The 21,774-nt window shown below is 43.1% G+C and carries 20 protein-coding genes; 18 read left to right on the forward strand and 2 right to left on the reverse strand.

Annotated elements, in window-relative coordinates; genetic code table 11:
- The first annotated feature begins 79 nt into the window (after positions 1–79).
- From D0X99_RS06310 to D0X99_RS06325, 4 genes are read left to right on the forward strand one after another with little or no spacing between them, the layout of a single operon-like run.
- Complete coding sequence (locus D0X99_RS06310; protein WP_119476784.1) at positions 80–1,621, forward strand: bifunctional GNAT family N-acetyltransferase/carbon-nitrogen hydrolase family protein; 1,542 nt, start codon at positions 80–82, stop codon at positions 1,619–1,621.
- The gene (locus tag D0X99_RS06315; RefSeq protein ID WP_119476785.1) at positions 1,603–2,178 is read left to right on the forward strand and encodes a KdsC family phosphatase; all 576 of its coding nucleotides are present in this window, start codon (positions 1,603–1,605) and stop codon (positions 2,176–2,178) included. The genes D0X99_RS06310 and D0X99_RS06315 overlap by 19 nt, the downstream gene beginning before the upstream one ends.
- A complete protein-coding gene (kdsA, locus tag D0X99_RS06320; protein ID WP_119476786.1) occupies positions 2,175–3,023 on the forward strand; it encodes a 3-deoxy-8-phosphooctulonate synthase in 849 nt (282 codons plus the stop codon). Before D0X99_RS06315 ends, kdsA begins: the two co-directional genes overlap by 4 nt.
- Before the next feature lie 10 nt (positions 3,024–3,033).
- On the forward strand, positions 3,034–4,683 hold the full coding sequence (locus D0X99_RS06325; RefSeq protein WP_119476787.1) for a L,D-transpeptidase family protein: 1,650 nt from the start codon (positions 3,034–3,036) through the stop codon (positions 4,681–4,683).
- Here the strand turns inward: D0X99_RS06325 and D0X99_RS06330 are convergent, their stop codons facing one another.
- Positions 4,684–5,376 (reverse strand): murein L,D-transpeptidase catalytic domain family protein, encoded by a 693-nt coding sequence (locus tag D0X99_RS06330; protein WP_119476788.1) that lies wholly within the window; start codon positions 5,374–5,376, stop codon positions 4,684–4,686. It lies immediately after the preceding gene.
- 302 nt (positions 5,377–5,678) lie between these two features.
- On the opposite strand from D0X99_RS06330, the gene D0X99_RS06335 reads away from it, so the two are divergent.
- The 14 genes from D0X99_RS06335 to D0X99_RS06400 all read left to right on the forward strand — a co-directional run bounded on the left by D0X99_RS06335 (position 5,679) and on the right by D0X99_RS06400 (position 20,304).
- Complete coding sequence (locus D0X99_RS06335) at positions 5,679–6,089, forward strand: 6-pyruvoyl trahydropterin synthase family protein (protein ID WP_119476980.1); 411 nt, start codon at positions 5,679–5,681, stop codon at positions 6,087–6,089.
- Positions 6,049–6,753 (forward strand): GTP cyclohydrolase I FolE, encoded by a 705-nt coding sequence (folE, locus tag D0X99_RS06340; protein WP_119476789.1) that lies wholly within the window; start codon positions 6,049–6,051, stop codon positions 6,751–6,753. Before D0X99_RS06335 ends, folE begins: the two co-directional genes overlap by 41 nt.
- Positions 6,754–6,865: 112 nt before the next feature.
- Entirely contained in the window at positions 6,866–7,546 is a 681-nt protein-coding gene (locus tag D0X99_RS06345) for an SDR family NAD(P)-dependent oxidoreductase (RefSeq protein ID WP_119476981.1), read from the forward strand.
- Positions 7,547–7,615: 69 nt separating this feature from the next.
- Positions 7,616–7,879 (forward strand): hypothetical protein, encoded by a 264-nt coding sequence (locus D0X99_RS06350; RefSeq protein ID WP_119476790.1) that lies wholly within the window; start codon positions 7,616–7,618, stop codon positions 7,877–7,879.
- Positions 7,880–7,891: 12 nt separating this feature from the next.
- The gene (locus tag D0X99_RS06355) at positions 7,892–8,335 is read left to right on the forward strand and encodes a hypothetical protein (RefSeq protein WP_119476791.1); all 444 of its coding nucleotides are present in this window, start codon (positions 7,892–7,894) and stop codon (positions 8,333–8,335) included.
- Positions 8,335–8,961: a flavin reductase family protein gene (locus D0X99_RS06360; RefSeq protein ID WP_119476792.1), complete on the forward strand. Its 627-nt coding sequence runs from the start codon at positions 8,335–8,337 to the stop codon at positions 8,959–8,961. Before D0X99_RS06355 ends, D0X99_RS06360 begins: the two co-directional genes overlap by 1 nt.
- A gap of 77 nt (positions 8,962–9,038) precedes the next feature.
- Complete coding sequence (locus D0X99_RS06365) at positions 9,039–10,034, forward strand: ligase-associated DNA damage response exonuclease (RefSeq protein ID WP_119476793.1); 996 nt, start codon at positions 9,039–9,041, stop codon at positions 10,032–10,034.
- Between the two features lie 94 nt (positions 10,035–10,128).
- Positions 10,129–11,130: a phosphotriesterase family protein gene (locus tag D0X99_RS06370; RefSeq protein WP_119476794.1), complete on the forward strand. Its 1,002-nt coding sequence runs from the start codon at positions 10,129–10,131 to the stop codon at positions 11,128–11,130.
- 110 nt (positions 11,131–11,240) lie between these two features.
- Complete coding sequence (guaA, locus tag D0X99_RS06375) at positions 11,241–12,770, forward strand: glutamine-hydrolyzing GMP synthase (protein ID WP_119476795.1); 1,530 nt, start codon at positions 11,241–11,243, stop codon at positions 12,768–12,770.
- Between the two features lie 262 nt (positions 12,771–13,032).
- The gene (locus D0X99_RS06380; RefSeq protein WP_119476796.1) at positions 13,033–13,587 is read left to right on the forward strand and encodes a helix-turn-helix domain-containing protein; all 555 of its coding nucleotides are present in this window, start codon (positions 13,033–13,035) and stop codon (positions 13,585–13,587) included.
- Positions 13,588–14,095: 508 nt separating this feature from the next.
- Positions 14,096–16,807 (forward strand): MBG domain-containing protein, encoded by a 2,712-nt coding sequence (locus D0X99_RS06385; RefSeq protein ID WP_158587679.1) that lies wholly within the window; start codon positions 14,096–14,098, stop codon positions 16,805–16,807.
- 192 nt (positions 16,808–16,999) lie between these two features.
- Entirely contained in the window at positions 17,000–18,640 is a 1,641-nt protein-coding gene (locus D0X99_RS06390) for an ABC transporter substrate-binding protein (protein WP_119476798.1), read from the forward strand.
- Between the two features lie 3 nt (positions 18,641–18,643).
- Positions 18,644–19,933 carry a glutamate-1-semialdehyde 2,1-aminomutase gene (gene hemL, locus D0X99_RS06395; protein WP_119476799.1) on the forward strand — a complete coding sequence of 430 codons (1,290 nt, stop codon included), beginning with the start codon at positions 18,644–18,646 and terminating at the stop codon, positions 19,931–19,933.
- Between the two features lie 20 nt (positions 19,934–19,953).
- A complete protein-coding gene (locus tag D0X99_RS06400) occupies positions 19,954–20,304 on the forward strand; it encodes a Spx/MgsR family RNA polymerase-binding regulatory protein (protein ID WP_119476800.1) in 351 nt (116 codons plus the stop codon).
- 34 nt (positions 20,305–20,338) lie between these two features.
- Here the strand turns inward: D0X99_RS06400 and D0X99_RS06405 are convergent, their stop codons facing one another.
- Positions 20,339–21,730, reverse strand: coding sequence for a c-type cytochrome domain-containing protein (locus D0X99_RS06405; protein ID WP_119476801.1), 1,392 nt, complete (start codon positions 21,728–21,730; stop codon positions 20,339–20,341).
- Between the last annotated feature and the right edge of the window lie 44 nt (positions 21,731–21,774).

The raw sequence follows: 21,774 nt of genomic DNA on the forward strand, positions 1-21,774 counted from the left end.
ATTTGAAGAGATTCAGACTTAAGACCTGCCCGATAGGAGATTTTAAAATTTATTGATGGGCATTAGTTAATTTTGAACCATGAGTAAGCAAAGAGAAGAATTAGAGCACCGACTCAAACTCCGGAATATCAAGTTGTCAGATTACGATGATATCCGTGAGATCATGGTGACTATTTATAAGAATCAAGGTGGCGCATGGACAAAAGCTGAGTTAAAAAATCAACTCAAAGTCTTCCCCGAAGGACAAATTTGTATTGAAGACAACGGGAAAGTTATTGCGGCAGCGCTAAGTATCATTGTTGATTATGGCAAATTTGGTGATAACCATACCTACGATCAGATAACCGGGTATGGCAAGTTTGATACGCATGATGATGACGGTGACACCTTGTATGGCACGGATGTCTTTGTTCATTCTGATTATCGGGGCATGCGCTTGGGACGCCGATTATATGATGCAAGAAAGGAACTCTGCGAAAACCTAAATCTTCGTTCCATTATCGCCGGGGGGAGGATTCCAGGGTACTCCAAATATGCCGATGAAATGACTCCCCGTAAATACATCGACTTGGTGAAAAACAGGGAGATTTTTGATCCGGTTCTTTCATTTCAGTTGGCAAATGAATTTCACGTCCGTAAGGTGATTACCAAGTATTTGCCTGAAGATACAGATTCCCGTGCCTACGCGACCCTACTCGAATGGATTAATATCTATTACGAAAAGGATGAAAAACTCATTGGAAACAAGAAATCAATCGTTCGTTTGGGATTGGTGCAGTGGAAAATGCGCCGCTTTTCCAATGTGGATGACCTGATGCAGCAAGTGGAGTTTTTTGTGGACACTGTTTCGGGATACAAGGCGGATTTTTGCCTACTCCCTGAATTTTTCAATGCTCCTTTGCTTGCTGAATTCAATGATATGGATGCCTCTGAAGCAATCCGAAATTTGGCAGATTATACCGATGAAATCGTCGGTCGGATGAGTGAACTGGCTGTCTCTTACAATGTGAACATCGTTGGAGGATCAATGCCGGAATATGACGGGAAAAAGCTCCGAAACGTCAGCTACCTCTGCCGCAGGGATGGCACCCAGGACAAGCAATACAAACTGCATATCACTCCTGATGAGGCAGCTTATTGGGGTTTGCAAGGAGGAAATGGAATCAATGTTTTCGATACTGATGCCGGCAGAATCGGGATTTTGATTTGTTATGACGTCGAATTCCCTGAATTGGGTAGAATCCTTGCTGAGCAGGAAATGGATATTTTGTTTGTTCCGTTTTGGACCGATACCAAAAACGCCTTCCTCCGTGTAAATACCTGTGCCAAATCCCGTGCAATTGAAAATGAATGCTACGTGGCCATAACAGGGTCTGTCGGTAACCTTCCCAAAGTGGAAAACATGGACATTCAATATTCACAGGCGGCGATTTTTTCTCCGTCAGATTTTTCCTTCCCTCACGATGCAGTGGTGGCTCAAGCCTCTGAAAATGAGGAAACCATCATCGTAGCGGATGTGGATTTGGATTTACTTACCAAGCAGCGCAAGGCAGGAAGCGTACGAAACCTGGAGCAGCGCAGACTTGATCTTTACTCGATTCAATGGAAACAGAAAAAATAGTCAGCGAATACCTCGCCCACGTACCTCAGGAAGTTTTCGAAAGGGCAAAATCCATCAAAGTACTCATTACGGATATTGACGGAGTCTTGACGGATGGTGGCATCATTTACGATGACATGGGCACAGAATATAAAAAGTTCAATGTCAAGGACGGATACATTGTGCAGCACCTCCGTAAGACAAAGATGTTGGTAGGCGCTATTACCGGCAGGGCTTCCCAAGTGGTGGAAAACCGTTGCGAAGAACTCAAGTTTGACTTTCACTACCACGGCATCAAAGACAAGGGAAAGAAACTCGGAGAGGTCCTTGAGACCATCGAGGTTTCCCTTGAAGAAGTAGCTTTTATCGGGGATGATCTAATTGATTTGCCGATTTTGGCTAAGGTAGGATTGGCAATATGTCCCTCTGATGCTTTGCCTTATGTCAAGGTGCATGCCCACTACATTTCCCCATTTGCAGGTGGAAAAGGCGTTTTTCGGGATGTAGCAGATATCCTTTTGCATGCCAAGGGTCAGCTAGTTCCATTAATTGAAAATTTATCCAAAAAGGAATCATGATCAGAAATACCCAACCTATGCACATTCGTGAAGGAATCGTGCTGGGATCAGATAAGCCGGTACTTTTTTCAGGCCCTTGCGCAGTCGAGAGTTTTGATATTTGCCTCGAGATCGGGACAAAAGTCAAAGCTTGGGCAGATGAAAACGGATTTTCTTACGTCTTTAAAGCCTCTTTTGACAAAGCCAATCGTACTTCCTCAGGTTCTTTCCGAAGTATAGGAATGGACAAATCTTTGGAAGTACTTCAGCGCGTAGGGCAGGAGCTGAATGTCCCATTAGTGACTGATATTCATGAAAGCTATCAGGCGGCTGAAGTAGCCGAGGTCGTCGATGTGTTGCAAATCCCAGCCTTTTTATGTCGACAGACAGACTTACTTCTGGCGGCGGGAAATACCGGAAAGGCCGTAAAGATCAAAAGAGGACAGTTTATGGCCCCTGAGGACATGCAATATGCCGTAAAGAAAGTTCGGTCAACTGGAAATGAAAATGTCTGCCTAACCGAACGTGGTTTTTCGCTTGGCTACCACAATCTTGTGGTCGACATGAGGGGCCTTCCGATCATGCGTCAGTTTGCTCCTGTTGTATTTGACATAACACATTCTGTTCAGCAGCCAGGTGGACAGGGAGGGAGTAGTGGAGGTCAGCGGGAATTTGCTCCGATATTGGCAAGAGCCGCGGCAGCGACTGGGATTGACGGGTTCTTTATTGAAACTCACCCTGAGCCGGCAAAAGCATTGAGTGATGGGCCCAATTTAATTCCGCTACACCGAATGGGGGATTTTCTCAGCATGCTCAAAGAGGCATGGACTTTGGGAAGGAAGTATCAGGATTTTCAGATTCAATAAAAAATCAGTTATGGGTAAGTTTACTTTTTTCACATTTTTAATAGTTTTTACCTCGCTTGGATTTGCCAGTGGCAAACCCTTTTTTGTCAACTCCACCTCTGAGCAACTTCGGACTATTCTTGAGCAGGACAATCCCGGTGAGAAAATTACTGTCCGGGAAATACCACTACAAAATACCGAGCAAATCTATGTTTTTTACGATGGACGGAATTATGACGAGTCATGGTCTGAAAATGGAATTCTCACCGAACAGGCCTATGAACTCAGATTTGAAATCAAGCAGGCGAAATTCGACGGGTTAAACCCTTCTGACTACCATATCGGGTTGATTGATGCGTTTTTCAAGACCTTTGAAGCCAATAAAAAAGCAGGGAAAGCGAATGATTTCATGGAGTTGGCCGATTTAGACCTTTTGTTGACTGATGCTTTTTTTAAGCTGGCGGCTCATCTTGAGCGAGGAAAAGTCGATCCTTCTCAACTGGACTCTAAGTGGGGAATTTCCAGAAAGCCTCAAAAAGCTGATTACATTAACTTACTCAACAAAGGCCTCCAGGAAAAAGCGATCAGGAGAAATCTGGAGCAATTGTATCCCGATTTCACCATTTACCGGAAAGGGAGGGAGGTTATCCGTGCCTTGGATGAGCTTGCAAAGAAGGACTCCCTGGATTGGAAGCCAATCAAAATAGATAAGTCAATTAAGGTAGGAGAAGTGAATAATGCCATTCCTCAGATTCGTCAAAGGCTTCAGTTTTGGGGGCATTTGAAATCTGCTGAGGTAGGGGATGCACGATTATACGATTCCACATTGTTTTTTGCAGTGAAGAGTTTCCAGGAAGAAAACGGGATGGAGCCTGACGGAGCGATCGGAAAAAATACGGTTGCAGGACTCAACGCTTCTCCGTCTTTTCTTATGGACAAAGCTTCCATCAACCTGGAGCGTCTTCGTTGGTTACCGGATACCGTACGGGATGCTGAGTTTATTTTGGTGAATATTGCCAACTATCAGCTGGATTATATCAATAAGCTGGATACCGTTTTTTCCTCCAAGGTGATTGTAGGAAAGCGTTACCATGAATCACCCATTTTCTCAGCTCAGATGAGCTACATCGTTTTTAGCCCCTATTGGAATATCCCGACTTCTATCGCTAAAAATGAAATCATTCCTGCCATCAGAAAGAACCCAAATTACCTCAACCAGAAAAACATGGAGGTAGTGACAGGCTCTGGAAAAGTGGTTGATCCTTCGACTATCAACTGGTCCTCCAGATCTTTTCCATATATGATCAGGCAAAAGCCCGGGGGTAGCAATTCTCTTGGTTTAGTCAAGTTTATGTTTCCCAATAGCCACAGCGTTTATATCCACGATACCCCCTCAAAATCACTTTTTGAGAAAGAAGATCGTGCACTCAGTCATGGATGTATCCGCCTTCAAAACCCGGTCAAGTTTGCCCAGATTCTTCTAAAGGATGACCCTAGTTGGACCTTGGAAAAAATCGATCAAGCCATGCATCAGGAAAAAGAGCAAATTGTAAATCTGCCACGAAAAATTCCTGTTATTCTAGTTTATCTTACGTTTTGGGCTGACTCCAAAGGAAAGCCGCATTTCAGACAGGATATTTATGGCAGAGATGCTGACTTGCTCATGAAATTGAAAAATTGATCAAGGCTGCAAAAGTGGGGATTCAGCCAGGTATTTTTGGTCTTGGCCGTAGATAAACAATAAAGAACCGTCTTTAATCAAGTCAATTACTTCTTGTGAGAGTTCTGTCGGAACGGCAGGACATCCAAGACTTCTTCCTAATCTACCTGACATTTTAGCAACCTCTTCTCTTGCATAGTCAGCACCGTGAATAACTATAGCCCGGTTTCTTGCCTGATCATTGATGCCTTTTTCCAATCCGTCCAACCGTAGCGAATAGCCATGTTTGCCTGAATAAGTCTCTGCAGTTTTATAAAATCCAAGACTGCTTTGGAAGGATTCAGGGAGATTTGAAAACTTCTCAGCCATCAGCATTCCGGAATTTCTTCCATGGGAAACAACCGTGTTGAGCAGGATTTCCTTTTTTTCTACATCAATGATCCAAAGTCGTTTTTCTGTAGAGGGAAGCGTGAAATCAATTACCGTTAAAATAGGTTTTTTGAGTTCATTTTCCAGTTTTTCGTAGCCTTCCATGGCTAAGTCCAAAGCAGAAAGTGAAGGCGTGTTTTCGTGTTTTTCGGTGAGGGATTCCAAAAGAATTTCGGATTCATCTTTAGATTCGACCTCGGTGGGAGCAGCTTCGCTTTTCCCGGTTAAACTTGATAGGGACAAAGCCCAGATTAAAGGAAGAAGAAATCCTTGAGTTAAAGTCATAGTTGGGAGGGTCGGGTGACTGACAAAGATAAGCTTTTGCCGGAGTGGGCAAAAATATTGCCAACTCCTTGAATGTCAATTTTGTCAGGTTTTGTAAAAATCCCAGTTGGAACCAAATTAAGATGATTTGAGGTTTGGGATTTAGAATGCAAAAGGCGCGGTTTTGGGTACGTATGGAATATGGCTACTTTTGTAATCTTTATTTAAATTAATCGATTGATCAGCAGGGAATTGATTTATTTTGTTTAATAAATATTTAAATTGATTAAACAAAAAAAATACATCTCCTGTTAATGTCTACAATGAAAGTATCAGTATATCGCAAAGAACACTTCAACGCTGCTCATCGCCTGAACAATCCCAATTGGTCGGATGAAAGGAATGAAGCGGTTTTCGGAAAGTGTAACAATCCTAATTTCCATGGTCACAATTACGAATTGATTGTCCAATTGAAAGGGGAGGTTGATCCTGAAACGGGATATGTATATGACATGAAGGTGCTTAGTGATCTTATCAAAGAGCACGTATTAAACAAATTTGACCACAAAAATTTAAACCTCGATACCGATGAATTCAGAAATCTCAATCCATCTGCTGAAAACATTGCAGTGGTTATTTGGAATATTTTGAGGGAAAAAATTGATCGGAAATTCGAATTAACAGTTCGGCTTTATGAAACAGAAAGAAACTATGTTGAATACGATGGGAATTGATATTGCCCGAGCTTCATTCGAAGAAATAGGCGAAGAGCATGTCGGTACTTCCCTTCAGACCCCGCTAAGAGAGGATGCATTTGTAATGGATGATGATTTGAAAGTGGAGTTGATCGAAAAGCATTTTCGTGAAATTATGCACATCATGGGTCTTGACTTGACCGACGATAGCCTCAAGGGGACTCCTCACCGAGTTGCAAAAATGTACGTTAAGGAAGTTTTTGCAGGTCTGAATCCTAAAAATAAGCCGGCTGCCAAGCTTTTCGAAAACAAGTACAAGTACAGTGAAATGCTGGTGGAAAAAGACATTACTTTCCACTCACATTGCGAGCATCACTTTGTGCCAATCTATGGAAAAGCCCACGTGGCATATATTTCCAATGGAAATGTAATCGGGTTATCAAAAATTAACCGAATCGTGCAGTATTTTTCCAAGCGTCCTCAGGTTCAGGAGAGATTGACTATGCAAATCGGAAATGAGCTAAAAGAGGTTTTGGGCACTGAAGACGTAGCCGTTATCATGGATGCCTATCACATGTGTGTAAGTTCCAGAGGTGTCAATGATACTAACAGTTCTACAGTGACTTCCTTCTATTCAGGGAAATTTGAAACGGACGAGCAAAGCCGTAATGAGTTTCTCAAATACATCAGCTTAAAAAAATAAATTAGCCTACTCGCTAGACCAACTTTATGCCCTGCTCAAAAAAGCAGGGTTTTTTTGTTAGTAATGCAAACAAAAGCGTCTCATTTTGATTTAATAAGAAAATTGTATGTCCATGACAGGAAAGAATATTGTGATTGTAGGGGGGAACTCCGGAATAGGAAAAGCCACAGCCAATTTGCTTCGAGCTGCTGGTGCAAATCTCTTTTTGTATTCCAAAAGTGGTGAAGAAACCACGGCTTTGGATACAGCTAAAGATTTTGACCAGATTCCAAATCTCCCTGAAGTTATCGACGGACTGATATATTGTCCGGGCACGATCAATCTTAAACCCTTTCATCGGATTTCGATCGAGGATTTCAAGCAGGAAATGGAAGTCAATTTCTATGGAGCCGTGAGAGTACTTCAGGCTTGCCTGAAAGGATTGAAAAAATCCGCTGCCCCATCTGTAGTTTTATACAGCACTGTTGCGGTGCAGACAGGGATGGGATTTCATGCCGGCATTGCATCAGCAAAGGGTGCCATTGAAGGATTGACCCGATCATTGGCTGCAGAATGGGCGCCTTCCAAGATCCGGGTGAATGCCATTGCGCCTTCACTCACTGAAACTCCCCTAGCTTCAGCCTTGCTTTCCACACCTGAGAAAAAAGAAGCTTCAGATAAGCGTCACCCACTTGGCAGGATCGGTACATCTGAGGACATTGCTAACGCAACAGTCTTTTTGTTGTCATCTCAGTCATCCTGGATGACCGGGCAGATCCTGCACCTGGATGGAGGAATGTCCAATCTAAAATAATTTAAAACAATTACCCTGTCCTACTTGTCTGTATTGCGGGTACGGTCCCGAGATGAAAGATCTGTGAATATGAAGACTCCACCTGAATCATTCCTGCTTTTTAAGGAAGAATTGAGGAAGGCCCAACTCGAAAAAGAAAGGCTGAAACATCATTACGAGCAAAAATTGGCAGAAGTCAATCAGGAACTCTGTCGCCTGAAAGAGCAAATTCAATCCCAACAGGATATGATGCGAACTACGCTTGAATATGCTTCCAATCTTGAAGCTCGCTTGACTGAAGTCAAGGAGGAAGTCTCGCATGCTACCTCCAGAAACAAAAACTCCATTTATTAAACCCACTCAGCAATGAACTCAACGATAAACTCTTCCGAGATCCAGGACTTTGTGGTAGCCTTTGAGCAGCGCTATGCCAGAGTATGGGTAAATCGGGACAAAAAAACAGTAATCTGTGAGCTCTTGACAGATTACGTGCCTATTGAAGATTTTAAGATAGCCTTTGGACAGATTGGAGAAATCGTGAAAACCGGTGGATTTGAAAAGTTCATCTTCGACAAGCGTGCTCTGAGAGCTTTTCACCAGCCTACGATGGAGTGGTATTTTATTCACTGGAAAAAGGAAATGCTGGAGTATGGGGTGAAAACTCACCGGAAAATACTTCCTGCTGAGAAGTGGTTTGAGAAAATGGTGCAAATCGCCAAAAACCAGATCCTGCAAACTTATCCGGACAATATCATTAACCAACTGGATATCAAGTATTGTGATACCATTGACGAAGCAATTTCAATGTGATGCGGCATTTTAGTCTGGATCAGATCAAGGAAGAAGACTCCTTTTTTAGAAGGAACCTGATAAATTGCCTTTCCGGCTATAAAAGCCTAAATCTGATCGGGACTAAGAACACAAAAGGAATTTCCAACCTTGCTCCCTTTTCACAAGTGTTTCATATTGGAGCTTCTCCTCCTCTGGTTGGGATATTGTTTCGTCCTCATACTGTTAAGCGGGATACATTGGAAAACATTCTCGAAACAGGATTTTTCACTCTAAACCATGTCACTCCCGAATTTTTCAAGGAGGCTCACTGGACTGCGGCCGATTGGGAACAAAGTGAGTTTGAGGCGACAGGCTTACAGGAAGAATATAAGGAGGATTTTTCTGCACCATTTGTTCTTGGTAGTCCTGTGCAGTTAGGATGCAGTCTGGTGGAAACTCAAACTTTAAAAATCAATCAAACGGTGCTATTGATTGGAGGGATTGACCACATTTTTTTGGATGAGAAAGGGTTGCGTCCCGATGGTTCCTTAGATTTAAATGCGCTTGAAACTGTGACCGTTTCCGGGTTGGATGAATATCATGTCGGCAGAAAGCTTGCACGACTCACCTATGCGAAATCAGGGAAATTTCCAGAAGAGATTTAATTCAAAAGGTTAATTTCCGTAAAATCCTTAACCAGAGTTGAGCCAATAAAGGCAATAGACATCTCCAATTCAAACTAGTGAATCTGCTTGAACTTACCGATTCCGGACTGTTTTGTCCTCCTGCAGGGATTTTCATTGATCCTTGGAGGCCTGTCGAACGGGCTGTGATTACCCATGCACATTCAGATCATGCCCGATGGGGAATGAAGCATTACCTGGCGCATCGGGATTCCGCCGAGGTGATGAAGCTGAGGTTAGGAGCGGAGATCAGTCTTCATACAGTGGATTATAATGAAAAGTTGGAGGTCAGTGGAGTGGAAATTTCCCTGCATCCAGCCGGACATATTCCTGGATCGGCTCAAGTCCGTCTGGAATATCAAGGAAAGGTTGCCGTAGTCAGCGGAGATTACAAAGTCGAGAATGACGGACTTTCCACGCCTTTTGAGCCTGTCAAATGCCACGAATTTGTTTCGGAATGTACCTTTGGCCTGCCGATTTACAAATGGGAATCTCAGGCAGAGATTTTTTTACAAATCAACGCCTGGTGGAAAGCTAATGCTTCCGAGGGTCGCAATTCGGTTCTTTTTGCCTACTCCTTGGGGAAAGCCCAACGGATCATCCAACACCTCAACCGGGAAATTGGCGAAGTCTTTGTCCATGGAGCCATCTGGAATACCAATCAAGCGTTGATTGCCAGTGGAATTCCGATAAGAGAAGTGCCAAAAGTGACCCAGGAACATCAAAAGTCACGATTCAAAGGAGCCATGATTATCGCACCTCCTTCGGCCATGGGGACACCTTGGATGAAGAAGTTTTCCCCTTACCGAACAGGAATCTGCTCGGGTTGGATGGCAGTTCGAGGAACCCGCAGGAGAAGAGCTGCAGATCGGGGATTTGTACTTTCGGATCACGCCGATTGGGAGGGATTAATCTCGGCGATTACTGCCACAGAAGCCGAAAAAGTGTACCTCACACACGGAAGTACGGCAGTGTTTGGGAAATTTCTCCAGGAGGAAAAAGGCATCCATGCGGTGGAGCTGCAAACACTTTTTGGAGCGGAGGAAGTGGAATAAGGAAATTAAGGCAGGATTGAAAAATTGGAAGATTCCAAAATTGAAAAATTGAAGATCGACCGATACCTTAGGACCAGATTCAAATTCCCACTTTATGTCCAAGTTTTTGATTTTCATTTTCTTAAGCATCCATTTAGCTTCTTGTCAAAATCCTCCTTCAAATAAAATTGACGATTATATCAATACAGTCACCGGACCGATATCCATCGATTCGATTGGATTGACGCTGATTCATGAGCACATGTTGGTGGATTTTATCGGGGCAGATTCAATCAGCCCGGATCGATGGAATCGGGATTCAGTGGTGGCTAAAGTGCTTCCTTACCTTTTGCAAGTCAAAGAACATGGCGTAAAGACCATTCTGGATTGCACACCAAGCTATCTGGCCAAGGATCCGTTGCTTTTGAAAACGCTGAGTGAAAAGTCAGGAATTCAGATTTTGACCAACACAGGATTTTATGGAGCAGTTGGGGGGAAATACCTTCCTGACTTTGTCCAAACCGAATCTGCCGAGCAGCTCGCCGAGCGATGGGTCGCTGAATTTGAAAACGGAATCGAAGGTACAGGCATCAAGCCGGGATTTATCAAGATTTCTGTCAACGAAGCAGATACACTTTCGGAAACTGATCAAAAGCTCGTTCGTGCCGCTGCAATCACACACTTAAACACAGGTTTGACGATTGCTTCCCACACCGGAACCTGGAAGACTGCGGCACAGGAAGTGAAGATTCTGCAAGAAATGGGAGTAAAGCCTTCGGAATTTGTTTGGGTTCATGCACAGGCCGAAAAAGATTTTGAAAATTACCGCAAAGCTGCCGAAATGGGCGTTTGGATTAGTTTGGATGGCATAGGTTGGGCAATTGAACCCTATGTGGAGCGGCTGGTTTTTGCCAAGGAAAAAGGAATCTTAAATCGGGTATTGATTTCACACGATGCTGGTTGGTATGATCCAGCTAAAGCAGGAGGTGGAGATTTTCAGCCCTTTACCAATATTTTTGAAAAGTTGATTCCTGAGCTAAAACCCCAAGGTTTTACAGAAAAAGACTTGAAGTTGCTTTTGGAAGATAATCCAAAATCAGCTTTTCAGAATCGTTAATTATTTGGTTTTCATAATTTTCCAGTTTTCCAATTTTCTAATCTTTCAATCTTCCCCCAAATTTTCTTTGCCGCATTTCAGCAAGCCGTTTAGCCTGCTTACCTTTGCGCATGGCAGAACAAATCCTCATCCTCGATTTCGGTTCTCAGTACACCCAGCTCATCGCCCGAAGAGTTAGAGAACTGAATGTTTACTGTGAAATTCATCCTTACAATAAGGTTCCAAACATTACCTCGGACATCAAAGGAATCATCCTTTCCGGTTCGCCTTGCTCTGTTCGCGATTCGGGTGCCCCAGACGTGGATACAGATGCATTCCGTGGCAAGTTGCCTGTACTGGGCGTTTGTTATGGGGCACAACTTTTAGCCAGTAAATACGGAGGTGAAGTTTTGCCATCCACTATTCGTGAGTATGGTCGCGCCAATCTAGATCATATCGATCTTCATCACGATTTATTAAAGGAAATGACCCATGGATCCCAAGTGTGGATGTCCCATGGAGATACTATCAAGGAGCTTCCGGCTGGTTTTGAGGTGATTGCCAGTACTTCATCCGTACGGGTAGCGGCTTTCAAAGTTGAAGGTGAAAAAACTTACGGAATCCAATTTCACCCTGAGGTTACGCACTCCTTGGAAGGCAAAAATCTCCTGAGAAACTTCGTGGTTGGAATTTGCGGTTGTTCTCAGGACTGGACTTCGGATACGTTTATCGACACTACCGTAGCAGATCTGAAAAAGAAAATCGGTTCGGATAAAGTGGTGATGGGACTTTCAGGAGGAGTTGATTCTTCCGTCGCTGCTACTCTTATCCATCGGGCTATCGGTGACCAATTGACTTGTGTGTTTGTAGACAATGGTCTGCTTCGCAAAAATGAGTTTGAAGAAGTGCTAGATTCCTACAAGCACATGGGTTTGAATGTGATCGGGGTAGATGCCAAGCTGCGTTTCTACGATGCACTCGCAGGCCTGACTGATCCAGAAGCGAAGCGTAAAGCAATAGGAAGAGTTTTTATCGAGGTTTTCGACGACGAGGCACACAAGATCGAAGGTGTAAAATGGCTCGGACAGGGTACGATTTACCCAGACGTCATTGAGTCTGTTTCTGTAAAAGGGCCATCTGCTACAATCAAATCGCATCACAATGTGGGTGGTTTGCCGGATTTCATGAAGCTTTCTGTAGTTGAGCCTTTAAATACCCTTTTCAAAGATGAGGTTCGTGAGGTGGGTCGAGCTTTGGAAATTGTGGAGACGATTATCGGCCGTCATCCTTTCCCCGGACCAGGTTTGGCGATCCGTATCTTAGGAGATATCACTGAGGAGAAAGTAAAAACCCTTCAGGAAGTAGATCATATTTTCATCCAAGGATTAAAAAATCATGGCCTTTACGATCAGGTTTGGCAGGCTGGAGCAATCCTCCTTCCGATTCAGTCAGTTGGTGTAATGGGGGATGAGCGTACCTACGAGCGTGTAGTTGCCCTTCGTGCCGTAGGTTCAGTTGATGGGATGACAGCAGATTGGATTCACCTTCCCTATGAGTTTTTGGGTAAAATGTCTAATGAGATCATCAACCGAGTCAAAGGAGTCAACCGAGTCGTGTATGATATTTCTTCCAAGCCACCGGCAACAATTGAATGGGAGTAAGTTATTGATTCATAAGTGAAATAAATTGAGAAGACCAGGTTTAAAAGGCCTGGTTTTTTTATGCCTTTTTGGATTTTGCAATTCATTTACAATTTGGAGCAGGTAGAATGTAAGGTGTAGTTTGTTATATTATTTTTATTCCATCAGTTTAAAAGAACCCTAAAACCTCCTGTCCGCCGAATAAAAACGGGGGGATAAAATACGGGGAAAAGGAATTTTCAAAAGTTAGATTTTAAGGATAAATAAATCTTAGGTAAAGCAAATGGAATTGTTCAGCACACTAACTCTTTTTGGTTTGAGCATAGTGATTTTAGCTGTGGTTGTAAAAGTTATCTACGTTTTTGCAAAGTCTAAAACTCCTGAAAAATCCCAATTGACTTTTTCAGTTTCCTCCAAGTTAGTGGAAGCTGAAGAAGCTAATAGTGAAGTAAAATCTAAAGCTGAAGATATCCTTGAGTACTTTGACGAATTGGAGTTGACTAAGAGAATCTATAAGCTTCTGGTTCTTGAAAAAATTTATCAACAGCAAGGTTTGACCGTTGGGGATTTTGCGAAAAAGCTTGGAGTCCAAGCAAGGATTGTAACTCAAATTCTTGACAAACTCTACGGTCATACATTCAAAGAATTGACTAATATGTATCGAGTAGAATACGCCAAGGAAAGGATTGAAGAGGGTTACCTTGATTTGTACACCTTGGATGCCTTGGGAAAAGAGGCTGGTTTTAGCTCCAGGACCACCTTTTTCAATGTGTTTAAAAAGGAGATTGGAATATGCCCGAGTGAATATTGGAAAAATTACTTGGCAGAGGCCGCCTAGAAAGAAAATAGATTGGGTTGTTTGTTGATTTTTTTACATAAGCCTGTGTTTGCTGGAACACGGGCTTTTTGTTTTATTGTATATTTTAAAATTATATAATAATGTTTCGAGTTAGTTAATTTGATTTTTTTTATCCAATAGATCAAGAGTGATTTTTTAATGTTTTTTTGGTGTTTTATATTACATTAATACGGTTCTCCTATAAAAGCACTATGATTCACCGCCGTTTTTAATAATTCTATTGTTTGGTGAAAAATGTATTTCAAATAAAGTAAAAATTATTTGATCACATAATATGTTTCAAAAGTTGTTTTTGAAACACCTGTTTTTTGATAATAAACTAGCTAAGCCTCTCCTTTACATAAGTTGTTTAACTTATTGAAAATCGACTTGATATTATTGTTTTTGTTTCCAAAAAATAAAGATAAGAGAGATGAAAAGGGGTATATTTTCTATGATGGCTTATCACGGGTCAAAGGTTGAATTGTTTGTCAATAGTTTTCTATCCATGATAAGTAGAGTGGTGGATTTGATGCAGATTCTTTTTGTGTATAGAATTTCCCTTAAGGTGATGGTTTTGGTTTTTGGTTTTCATTTTCTGAATGCTTCTGATCTCTTTGCTCAATTCTCAGGAGGAAAAGGTACCAAGGAGGATCCTTACAGAATTAGCACCTGGGAACAACTTGCTCTTATCAAGGACAAGCAATCTGCGGCATTTCGTTTAGTTGAAAACTTGGATAGAACCACTCCCGGATACGACCAATTCGCTGGGTCCAATGCCAATTCCGGAATGGGCTGGATTCCAATTGCGAATTTTATGGGAGTATTTGACGGCAATGGTAACTCGATTTCGGACGTGGTAATAAACAGACCAACTGAGAGTACTATCGGACTTTTCAAAAAAGCAGGAAATGCTCAGTTTAGAAACCTTCATTTGAGCAGATTCAAAATCTGGGGAGCAAGTGATATTGGCGGTTTATTGGGTATAGCAATAAAAGTTAAAATCTCCAATTGTTCCTTTGACGGGCGAGTAGAAGGGAAATACTATGTAGGAGGATTGGTTGGGACCATCGGTAATTCGGAAATTGCTGACAGTTTTTCACTTGGGGGAATTTCAGGATTCCGAGGTGTCGGAGGAATTGCAGGAAATGCCTACCAGACTAATTTAAGTCGCAGTTTTGCCTCAGGGAGTGTCAATGCAAACATGGAAGCGGGCGGATTAGTGGGCTTTTTTCATTCTTATTCCAATAATTCGATCCAAGATTCATACAGTGTTTCCAATATTTCTGCCAATGAAGTTGTGGGAGGCTTGGTTGGTAGAATAAGCGGAGCAATTCTCCGGACTTCTTATGCCGCTGGGCATGTCGTCGCAAAAAGCAAAGCCGGAGGCCTTTTTGGTTGGGCAGAGTCAAAAGTTTCCGTTATGGATTCTTTTTGGGATGTGGAAAAAACCGGACAGGATGCCAACTCAGGCGGAGGCTCTGGAATCAACACCAAGTCACTTAAGGGAAAAGAATCCTTGCAGTCTGGAGCCTGGAATTTTACTGAAATCTGGGAAATCAAGGAACCAACCGCATTAGAGCCTTTGATTTCCTATCCTTTTCTTAAAGCAATTAAATACGATCCGGTAAACCTGAAAGAGGGAAAAAATCCCATTCCTGGACTTGAATCTGCAAAAATTCCCAGTGGAATTAATTTTCCATTGGTATTGGTGAAAACCTATGGAGATCCGGATTACATCTTGGGAGAAGAAGTGGATCGTTTGGGTCAGAAGGTAATTTATTCCGCCGAAGATCCTTCAATACTTAAAATTGAGGGAAATATGGCGATGATTTTGAAAGCTGGAACTACCAAAATCAAAGCAGAAGTTACAAACACGTATAATATTGCTGATTTAATTCCCCTTGAGCAGGTTTTGACGATTGAACCAGCTCCCTTGAAAGTATCTGTTATAGCCAATCAAAAGAAAACTTTTGGTTCTGAGGATCAGAAGCTGGGATTTACCCTATCCGGTTTTAAATACGATGACAATCTGGAAATTCTATCGGGAGAATTGGTCCGTGAACCGGGAGAGAATGTTGGTTTATACCAAATCAATCAAGGTACTTTGGATGCTGGAGGGAATTATGAAATCGAATTTACTCCGGGTCATTTTGAGATTACCAAAAGAGTGGTGGTTCTGGAGGCTCAAGGAAAACAAAAAATCTTTGGTAGCGAGGATCCCGAATTGACTTTCCAAGTTTCAGGCTTGGATTTGCAGGAAGTTTCAAAGGTTCTTTCCGGAAATATTATAAGACAGGCCGGAGAGAAAGTTGGCAAATATGTGATTGGTTCGGGCGATTTGAAGGCTAGTCCCAATTATGAGATTGATTTTAAAGAAGGGCTTTTTGAAATTTTCCCAGCCGAGTTGGCTACTATCATGGATCCCAAGGAAATTGAAACACCATGGGCTGTCTTGCCTAATCTTCCTTCGCATGTCTCAGCACTTACAAAGGATGGACAGATTCTGGAATTGCCTGTAAATTGGGAGACAAGTCAACTCAACCTATTGGCCAAAGGAACTTGTTCATTGCCTGGAATTCTCGAATTGCCAGAAGGAATTCTCAATCCAGAAATGCGCAAACCGATACAAAAACTCACTGTCTTGCCTAAGCCTGCTCCGGATGATATTCTTTTAAGCAATAATAAGTTTGAGCCGGGGTCTTCAAAGTCTGTTTTTGAAATCGGAAAGTTCACGGTAATGGACAAAGTTGACGACCTGCATGATATTACTTTGGTTGAGGGGAGTTTGGACAATAACCTCTTTAGGATAAATGGCCATTCCCTTTCTTGGAAAAATGAAGGAAAACCTAAAATCAAAAGCCAATACTCAATCCTGGTCAAAGTTTTAGATCGGGGAGGAAATACCATAGAAAAAGCGTTTCAACTGAAAGCGGAATTTGTACGGATCAGCGATATCGAGGTGACTAATACATTCACGCCAGACGGTGATGGAATCAATGATACTTGGGGTATCTCGGCTTTGGGTGTTTCAGAGGGTGCCAGAGTACAGGTTTTCGAAAGAAGTGGGTCCTTGATTTTCTCCACTGAAAATCCCGAAGAAAGATGGGATGGCATATACCAAGGCCGTGCATTGCCGGAAGGAACTTATTATTGGATTTTGAATTTTCCCAAGACCGGGGAAATGAGGAAAGGCTTCTTGAACTTGTTAAAAAAATAGGATCCACCGACTTTATTGAATGAAAGGGGCTTCAATAGCCTTGGATTTTCATTCAAATATTGAATAATTCAAAACCCGAAGCCGAATCTTCGGGTTTTTGATTTGTATCCGGCTTGAGGCACAATCTTTGGGTTTGGAAATAATGGCTTAAATTTGCTCGTACGTCAATCATCCTGTCACTCTCCCGGAATCATGCGTAAACTGTTCATTTTCCTTTTCCTACTTTTTTCATTCCATCTATCAAATGCCCAAGGCGTTCCTGAGGATTACCAAAAAGCAAAAACAGCGCTGCTTGCCAAAGACTATTGGGCTGCTATGAATGGGTTCAAGCCTTTTACCGATTTGGAGAAATATGGGAATCTGGCCAATTATGCGGCGTTTCATTTGGCAGAGGCAGCTCTTGGAGCCAATCAGCCGATGCAGGCCATCTCTGCCTTGCAGCCGATTTACAGCAAAACGTGGAACAAATCCGATGAGGCAAAATTCCTCCTTGCAGTGGCTTATTTTAAGAATAAACAGAACCCAGAGGCGCTTCGGGTAATCAAAACCATTAAAAACGAGCAAATCCTCAAGCAATCCTATAATGCGACATTTGAGTACCTAAACAACTCCACAGCAAGTTTTTTGGTGGCGAATCTGAATGAATTTCAGACAAATGAAGGCTACACTGCGGCACTCGCTGCTGTTTTACAGAAGCAAACAATCATGTCTGCCAGCGAAAAGGAAGCTTTGAATCAAATCAGAGCGACAAACCCAAAAGTAAGTCCAGTAAAGGATGACGTCTTGGATCTGGTGGTGATTTTGCCCTTTACAGGTTCGGGAGCCTCTTCCATTTCAGGAATTGGATATACCGATTTCATGTTTGAGTTGTATCAGGGAATTGAATTCGGTGTCGATCAGCTCAAAAATGAGGGGCGAAAGGTCAATTTGATGACTTTTGATTCCAAGCGGGATTTGAATCATCTGTCTAATCTCCTGAACGATCCAACAATAAAGCAAGCCGATGTGATTATAGGCCCGATTTATCCTGAGGAAAGTGATCTCGTAAGTGCTTTTGCGGAAAAAGAACAGATTCCATTTATCCATCCACTTTCGAATTTGGGAGAGCGTTTTGAGCAGACCGATTTCAGCTATTTGTTTCGGCCTTCTGTCAATTCCCTCTCCACGGGAGTCATATCCAGTCTTAAATCTCAACGCTGGGGCACCCGGGTCGCGGTTGGATACAGCGGAAGTGCAAGAGATGAAAAGTTGGGACTTTTACTTCAGACTGAATTGCAGAAAGCAGGATTCCAGGTGACTAAAATCGAAAAAATTGACCCAAGAAATGCAGCAAGTTTTCTTCAGGGAATTGGAGTGAGAAGAGGTAATAATCCTGCCGTTGATCAAATCATTTTGTTGACTGACGATCCAGCCATCGCTCAGCCGGTTTTTTCCCTGATGGAAAGTATTACTGCCTCGGTTCCAGTTTTGGTGATGGATTCATGGTTGGGTTTCAACTTTGCCAACTACGAAATGCTGGAGTTTCCAAACTTCTATTTCATCGCAAACAATACACCAAAGTTTGGTTCTGAAGCGATTGATCAGTTCCGTGATCAATTTTATGAGCAGTATTTGGGCTTTCCTAGCTTGAATGCTATTCTTGGATTGGAGTTGGTCTACTGGTTGGGTGAAAACGAAACTGTAACCTTTGACTTTGATCTCAGAAGAAGTCTAAATCAAAACGCCTTCCAGCCCGGCAAATTGACCTGGGGTTTCAATTTTCAAAATTCGAACAACAACAGCTATGCTCCGGTATTCAAACTGGAAGCCGGTGAGCTGATTCCATTAAACTAAATCATGCAGATTACTGAAAGCAAGCGGCTTTTTGCCCATGCAAAAAACTTTATCCCAGGTGGAGTTAATTCGCCTGTCCGTGCCTTCCGTGCAGTGGGTGGAGAACCTATTTTCATTAAGCGGGCTGACGGAGCATTTCTTTACGACGAGGATGGAAATTCCTACATCGAGCTGATCAACAGCTGGGGTCCGATGATTCTGGGTCATAATCACCCGATGATCCGGGAAGCAGTTATCAAGGCAATGGAAAACGGGACTTCCTTCGGAGCTCCCACAGCCAGAGAGGTGGAAATCGCCGAACTGATCGTAAGTATGGTGCCCTCGGTGGAGAAGGTCCGTATGGTCAATTCCGGAACTGAAGCCACCATGTCGGCTATCCGTGTGGCCCGCGGATACACAGGTCGCGACAAATTCATCAAAATGGAAGGCCATTACCACGGACATGGGGATTCATTCCTCATTTCAGCTGGTTCCGGTGCGATTACCATGGGCAATCCCGATTCACCGGGAGTAACAGTGGGGACCGCCAAGGATACGCTATTGGCTCCTTACAATGATTTGGAGGCTATCGAAACGCTGGTGGCTGCAAATAAAGGAGAGATCGCAGCCTTGATTTTGGAGCCTGTGCCGGGAAATATGGGCCTTTGCCTTCCCAAGCCGGGATACCTTCAGGGATTGAGAGACATCTGTACACGGGAAGGAATCGTGTTGATCTTTGACGAGGTGATGACAGGTTTTCGATTGGCGAAAGGCGGAGCACAGGAGCTTTTCGGGGTGACTCCTGATATGACAACGCTTGGCAAAATCATTGGTGGAGGTATGCCTGTCGGTGCTTATGGAGGCAAAAAGGAAATCATGGAATTTGTTTCCCCTGCCGGTCCAGTCTACCAGGCAGGAACACTTTCCGGAAATCCGATAGCCATGGCTGCCGGTTTGACCATGCTCAACTATCTGAATACACATCCTGAAGTCTATTCCCGATTAAAAGAAATCGGGATGCAAATCGCTGCAGGTATGGCTTCCATCAACCATAAGTTGGGACATGACTTCACCATCAATCAGTTGGGAAGTATGTATTCTCTGTTCTTTACAGAGGAGTCAGTAACCGATTTTGAATCCGCCAAGAAATCCGACACTGCCCTTTTTGGCAAGTATTTCCAAGCCATGCTGAAGCGCGGTGTGTATTTGGCGCCATCCCAGTTTGAAAGTTTGTTTCTTTCCACGGCACTGACTGATGAGCTGATTGGGAAAATACTCCAAGCACACGAGGAGAGCATCAAAGAGATCTTGTAAGAATTGTATCCGTAAGAAAAATGGCAATCAAAGTATACGGCATCAAGAATTGTGACACGATGAAAAAGGCATTCACTTTTTTGGAAGGAAAGGGAGTGACTTACGACTTCATTGATTACAAAAAACAAAAACCAACTCAGGAACTCCTGGAAGGCTTTTTAGCTAAAACCACCTTGGAATCCTTGGTCAATAAACAGGGTACGACATACCGAAAAATGGATGATTCCCAGAAAGCTGCCTTGGAGAAAAAGGAAACAGCTTTGCCTCTTCTGATCGAAAATTCCAGCATGATCAAACGCCCAATAATTACCTATCCGGACGGATCCCTGACCATGGGATTTGTCCCTGACCAAATCAGCCAAAAGCTTTAATTCGCAAATCCGACCCTAAGTGGTCGGATTTTTTTTAATACACGATTGTATCTGTGGGTAATTTAGGAAGGGAATAATTGCCTGCTTCAAATAAAAATGGAAAGTTAAGGTTGCCCGCATTGGGCAGTTCGGTAGAGGCGGGCGTATCAAAGGCAAAGACTTTCTGCAGGGATTTGCTCGCCTTCAAGGCTTGAATCTGCGATAAACTCACCTGGGTTTTATTCAGGTAGAGCAGCTTCAGGTTGGGCAATTGGGCCAATTTTTCCAATGAGTTTCCGGAAATGGCAGTGCTGTTCAACTTCAAAACCGTCAGATTGGGTAAACCTGCCAGGCTGTCCAACAACACATCAGTCATTTGGGTGCCGCCCAAGTCCAAATAGGCCAAACGGCGTTTAACAGGAGCCAGCTTTTCCCAGTCTTTGTCTTGGAATTCAGGGAAATTGGTACAGGTGATTTTTAGTAATCCCGATCCCGATTCCACCGCTTCCGCAAAAAATCCAGAGGATTTCAAGTCAGCCAAGGAATCAGCAGAAATGGGCTGCATCTGGGTGATTGGGTAAAATGGAGTCTGATTTTTCAGGATAAACCGCTCGATCAGTTTCCTGGGAATCCCCGCTTCTGCCAGGGTTTGATTTTCTTTTGCACCAGTCTTGATCCAGCTTTCTATCAGCGCGATTTCTTCCTTGGAGGGTTGGGGCTTTTCGGAAGGAGGCATGTGTTTTTCGTCCTCCTTCGGTAAAATCAGCCGTGCAAACAAGGCACTGTGTTCAGCGTCACCTGCAGTCAGCACCAATCCATCTTCACCACCTTTCAATAAGTTGGCAAGGTTGCTCAAGTCCAATTCCCCTTTTTTATTTCTGGGATTGTGACAGCTTTTGCAGTTTTTATTGAGGATTGGCTGAATGACTTCTGCATAGAGCTCTGCATTTTCCCAGTTTTCTTCGGGAAGCTGCGGACCTTTTTCCGGTTCGATTTCAGCTCCAAGAAGGGATTGAAAATCAGCTGGAAGGACCTCAGTAAAGTAATTTTCTCCATGAGTCAGCGTTCCTCCCAAATGTCCAGTAACGGTCATAACCAGGCCTAACCCTAAAGCGGATACTTTGATTTTGGTGTCCAGGCGATCTGATTTTTTTGCCTGAACGTAAAGCCAAAAACTTCCCAAGGCAGTACTAATGCCACCAACCAAATGGATTTGGACATCTTCCCAGGCAAAACCCTCAAATTGATATTGGAGGAATCCGCTTAATCCTGCTACTAAAGCGGCAACTCCTCCCAAAAGAAAAGCAAGTCGGATGGTTGGGAGAAAGTCGTGATTTTCTTTTTTTGGAAGAAAGCAAAGCAGAATCCCAAAAACCAGGATACCAATCGGCAGGTGAACCAAAAGTGGATGCATTCGGCCGAAAAGTGGCCAGAGGAAATCAAACATAAATCAACGTGGGGTAAAGACTCCTTGCATTCAATTTTGGATTT

Origin of the sequence: Algoriphagus lacus, assembly GCF_003583985.1 — a bacterium.
In the GTDB taxonomy this organism is placed as follows: Bacteria; Bacteroidota; Bacteroidia; order Cytophagales; family Cyclobacteriaceae; genus Algoriphagus; species Algoriphagus lacus.

Excerpts from the sequence above, each read along its gene's own strand:
- D0X99_RS06310 (WP_119476784.1), top strand. The coding sequence starts at position 80 with ATGAGTAAGCAAAGAGAAGAATTAGAGCACCGACTCAAACTCCGGAAT.
- D0X99_RS06315 (WP_119476785.1), top strand. The coding sequence starts at position 1,603 with ATGGAAACAGAAAAAATAGTCAGCGAATACCTCGCCCACGTACCTCAG.
- kdsA (WP_119476786.1), top strand. The coding sequence starts at position 2,175 with ATGATCAGAAATACCCAACCTATGCACATTCGTGAAGGAATCGTGCTG.
- D0X99_RS06325 (WP_119476787.1), top strand. The coding sequence starts at position 3,034 with ATGGGTAAGTTTACTTTTTTCACATTTTTAATAGTTTTTACCTCGCTT.
- D0X99_RS06330 (WP_119476788.1), bottom strand. The coding sequence starts at position 5,376 with ATGACTTTAACTCAAGGATTTCTTCTTCCTTTAATCTGGGCTTTGTCC.
- D0X99_RS06335 (WP_119476980.1), top strand. The coding sequence starts at position 5,679 with ATGAAAGTATCAGTATATCGCAAAGAACACTTCAACGCTGCTCATCGC.
- folE (WP_119476789.1), top strand. The coding sequence starts at position 6,049 with ATGAAACAGAAAGAAACTATGTTGAATACGATGGGAATTGATATTGCC.
- D0X99_RS06345 (WP_119476981.1), top strand. The coding sequence starts at position 6,866 with ATGACAGGAAAGAATATTGTGATTGTAGGGGGGAACTCCGGAATAGGA.
- D0X99_RS06350 (WP_119476790.1), top strand. The coding sequence starts at position 7,616 with ATGAAGACTCCACCTGAATCATTCCTGCTTTTTAAGGAAGAATTGAGG.
- D0X99_RS06355 (WP_119476791.1), top strand. The coding sequence starts at position 7,892 with ATGAACTCAACGATAAACTCTTCCGAGATCCAGGACTTTGTGGTAGCC.
- D0X99_RS06360 (WP_119476792.1), top strand. The coding sequence starts at position 8,335 with ATGCGGCATTTTAGTCTGGATCAGATCAAGGAAGAAGACTCCTTTTTT.
- D0X99_RS06370 (WP_119476794.1), top strand. The coding sequence starts at position 10,129 with ATGTCCAAGTTTTTGATTTTCATTTTCTTAAGCATCCATTTAGCTTCT.
- guaA (WP_119476795.1), top strand. The coding sequence starts at position 11,241 with ATGGCAGAACAAATCCTCATCCTCGATTTCGGTTCTCAGTACACCCAG.
- D0X99_RS06380 (WP_119476796.1), top strand. The coding sequence starts at position 13,033 with ATGGAATTGTTCAGCACACTAACTCTTTTTGGTTTGAGCATAGTGATT.
- D0X99_RS06385 (WP_158587679.1), top strand. The coding sequence starts at position 14,096 with ATGATAAGTAGAGTGGTGGATTTGATGCAGATTCTTTTTGTGTATAGA.
- D0X99_RS06390 (WP_119476798.1), top strand. The coding sequence starts at position 17,000 with ATGCGTAAACTGTTCATTTTCCTTTTCCTACTTTTTTCATTCCATCTA.
- hemL (WP_119476799.1), top strand. The coding sequence starts at position 18,644 with ATGCAGATTACTGAAAGCAAGCGGCTTTTTGCCCATGCAAAAAACTTT.
- D0X99_RS06400 (WP_119476800.1), top strand. The coding sequence starts at position 19,954 with ATGGCAATCAAAGTATACGGCATCAAGAATTGTGACACGATGAAAAAG.
- D0X99_RS06405 (WP_119476801.1), bottom strand. The coding sequence starts at position 21,730 with ATGTTTGATTTCCTCTGGCCACTTTTCGGCCGAATGCATCCACTTTTG.